A 3,768-nucleotide genomic window follows, 5' to 3' on the forward strand; every position below is an offset into this window, starting at 1 on the left:
AGAAAAGAAAAACTGGGACTGACGATTCGCCTCACGTCTGTCCCGTTTTTCGTATCCTGTCATCCCATAATGTATTTATATGGGATCTCGTTCTTTATATACGTTATCTCAGCAAGAAAAGTGAATAAAAGGCAAAAACCCCGCTCAACTGCCGGGGTGTTTTTTCAACAGAAGGTGCTCTAGTTAACAATGACATGCAGAATGGAGAGTATTATAGTAACATCTTGAAAGAACTCAACAAGTCATAATCAGAGACTCTCTCAGTCGAAAAACTTAATAGATCTTCATTGCAACCAAGACGCTAATTAAAAAAGAGATTCATTGTGAATTGATAACTGAGAAGTGTACTCAGCGGAGGCGTTAAATGTGACTAAGCTACTTCTTAATGAGAAAGTTTGGGAGAAAGAGGTTGTTGATGATTATTGTTTGTACAGGCCAATTTCTATGATTGAGACTGAAAAAAAGCCCTTTCAGCAACTAAAGAATCTTGGGTTGCCATATGTATTGACAAGAGAGAACACCGATGAGATCGTCTCTCTTGAAGCCAGTGTTGGTGTGATTAGGGCTGTTCCTCTCTTCTATCGTCGAGAAAGAGAGGGAGTCACAATCGCTTCTAGTCCCGAGATGATCCTTCGCACCAATTCGGAAGACGGAGAATCTAACATTGATAGACTATCCCTTCTAGAATACTTGTCCTATGGCTACGTTACGTCCAACAGAACGTTACTAGAAGATATAAACGGAATTCAGTCTGGCGAGGTTTTGACCGTCTCTGAAAGTGGAGAACTCTCTGTCATCTCAGAATATGTTTACGACTCAGCCAATATTGAAAATTCAACTCCATCAGAATTCACAGCTGAACTAGAGAGAGTATCAGAAAAGATATTCACTACTCTAGTTCGCGATCTCGACGGTCGTATTCCAGTTGTTCCACTCAGTGGGGGGTATGATTCAAGATTCATTGTTTCAATGTTGAAGCTCTACGGTTTGGATAACGTAGTATGTCTTAGCTATAGCATTCCAGGAAGCTTTGAGAGTCGTATAAGCAAAGAGGTTGCGGAAAAGCTTGGTTACAAGTGGTTCTTCACTGAGTACAATACCAAGAAGTGGGTTGAAACCTTTCAAGAAGAAGATTTTCATGATTTCTTGAATTATGCGCACAACTACACAAGCGTTAGTCACATACAAGAATACCCAATTATTCGAGATCTCGTTACATCTACTGGTCTAAAAAAGGCCGGTGATCTTGTCATAATTCCTGGACATACTGGCGATTTTATCGGCGGTTCCCACATTCCTAATTTGCTGATGAGTCAGAATAATTGTGAAGCCAACATCATTGAATCCGTCATACTAAAACACTGTAATCTAAGGAACAAACCCGCAAACAAGAGGCTTATCACAGAGCTCTCAAAGAGGCTCTATCTGATACAGAATATTTCTAGTGAAGGGTTTCGGGTGTATGAGATATGGGAATGGATGGAAAGGCAATCAAAGTTCATTGTAAACGCTAACAGAATATATGAATACTTCGGATACAAGTGGGCATTACCACTTTGGAGCAAGGAGTTCACAGGTTTTTGGAGCAAAATCCCTTTGGAACTGAAGTATAGGAAGAAACTTTATGACGAGTTTCTTGAAAACAAGATCTTCAATAGACTGGGTGTAGATATTGATAGAGAAGAAAGAATCAGGAAGAGGGAAATTGAATTGAAGGCTCTTGATTCAAGAAGACCTACCTTAAAACAGCGAATTGTTAACTTAGCCAAAGAAAACAAGTTCGTTGCAAATCTTTATAGATCTACCAAAAGAAAACTCAAAGGTCCTTCTAACCCTTGCGCATTTGATACTGCTAATCCTTTTCTGCTGAACACTGCAAAAAAAAGGTTCCCTCGGGGATACCAAACCTTGGAGAAGATTCTGAAAGATGAATTCCCTAAAGGAAGAGGCGGTGATTCAAATTCCTACGTGGCTGACTATATAATCAGTTCAATCCTTGAGGATAACGGAGACATCTTCAAATGGGAATAGTAAGAGATGCAGGGTATGTACTAGTATCCAATATAATAACAATTGCAGTTACCTTTTTGTACTATCCTTTGTTGGTTAAGTTCTACGGATTTCCTTCCGAAGTATTTGGTAGCTTTCAATACATTCAGTCAACTTTAGGAGTTATTGCATCTTTCTCGGTAATAGCTATGGACACTGCATACGTTTCAGAAGGAAAGGTACATTCGGAACAAGAACGCGCGAAATTCGCTACGTGGTTCCTATTGATAGGAATAATCATAAAATCTTCATCAATACTTTTTTGGGCATTTCTCACAAAAGACATTTCCTTTGCAGTGCTTGGCCTTATTATTGGGTTTCCACAGATGCTTAGCATAATGGTACAATTAGTTCTCAGAGACCAGAAAGACTTCAAGCTTCTTTCCACAGTTATAATTCTGCAATCTGCTACAAATGTGGCAACTGGTCTGTTAATAGGCTTTTTCGTGAGAAATGAGGCATCTCTCGTTCTTGCTTCTTCAATGAGCTTTCTTGTCTCTAGTGGATATGTGATTCTGAAAAGTAAGATAGGTCTAAGATTCTCAAAGCCAGACAGATCTTTTCTTCGCGGTTTTCTTAGGGACAATAGCAATCTTGTGATCTTCCAAACCGGCAGTTCCGTTCTGAACACTTTCTCATTCAACCTTCCTGTCTTCATACTAAGAGTTCTGTTTGATGACGTTATTCTTGGGTTTTACTCTTTGGCTTATAGACTGATTTTGGCAGTTAATAGGGTTATGTCTCAAGCCCTTGCGCAGACTTTCTTGCCGTACTTCAGCAAATCTAGAGACGATGAATTAAGGATATTCGGATGGTTTCCTGTGCTAGCTCTCGGTTTCTATCCCATTTATCTCTTGGTATCCCTTTTCTCTGATTGGTACATTCCGATTCTGTTCACGCAGGAATTTGGCGAAGTCGGCAAGATAATAAAAATACTTATTCCATGGCAGTACACAGTTGCTGTTATTAGCCCTTATACATCTTCGTTTCTTGTCCATAAAAAGGCAAATGTAGGACTTTGGATAAACATCCTACTTCTTGGAGCAAGAATTGGTTCGTTAGTTTTGGGGGCTTCTTTTGGTCACAGAATGGCATTACTTTTCTTCTCAATGATTAGCACTTTGTTCTTCAATATAATGATGATATACAGCTTCAAATACGCAGTCGTTAGGTGCAACAGAGATGTGTCAATGATAATTCTACTCCAGATCTCTATGTATTTAGCAGTGCTTGATAACGTTTTTAGATGGATCAGTATTTTGCCTTGTGTTATTCTTATCTACTCAGTTTTTAGCAAAAGAGATTCATTTAAGCAAATTATGATGTCTATTAAGAGAAAAAGGACGTAACTTACCACTTTTAGAGTTCATCATCTCCATCGTCGAGAACCTACGGCCGGAGCTACGGTTGGCACATTGAGGGGTTCAAAGATGCCACGGCTGTCTTGCGAATTGAGTCGGCTCGCAAATTGCTAGAGCAAATGTGGACCAGAGCACAAAAATAGGGACTCCATTTTAAAAATAGGTAAAAAAAATCAAAAATAGGGACCTTATCATATTAATAAGGAAAAGTCTACTACTCAAGTGACATTCAAGTTGTCAACCACATCCTTAGTGGCAGCTAAGGATGGATGAGCATCCTGGGAGTATTCAGGATTTGTGAAAGCCTCAGGAATTGTTGTATTATTTTGTTGTTCCAAAAATAGGGACAGACTCCATT

General features: G+C 39.3%; 2 protein-coding genes. Both read left to right on the forward strand.

Features of this window, described 5'->3' with window-relative positions:
* Window positions 1-366 precede the first annotated feature (366 nt).
* Window positions 367-2,031 carry an asparagine synthase C-terminal domain-containing protein gene (locus tag B3N33_RS05115; protein WP_292592375.1) on the forward strand — a complete coding sequence of 555 codons (1,665 nt, stop codon included), beginning with the start codon at window positions 367-369 and terminating at the stop codon, window positions 2,029-2,031.
* The gene (locus B3N33_RS05120) at window positions 2,022-3,398 is read left to right on the forward strand and encodes an oligosaccharide flippase family protein (RefSeq protein WP_292592377.1); all 1,377 of its coding nucleotides are present in this window, start codon (window positions 2,022-2,024) and stop codon (window positions 3,396-3,398) included. Before B3N33_RS05115 ends, B3N33_RS05120 begins: the two co-directional genes overlap by 10 nt.
* Window positions 3,399-3,768 lie beyond the last annotated feature (370 nt).

Origin of the sequence: Mesotoga sp. UBA5825, from assembly GCF_002432955.1 — a bacterium.
Classification (GTDB): Bacteria; Thermotogota; Thermotogae; order Petrotogales; family Kosmotogaceae; genus Mesotoga.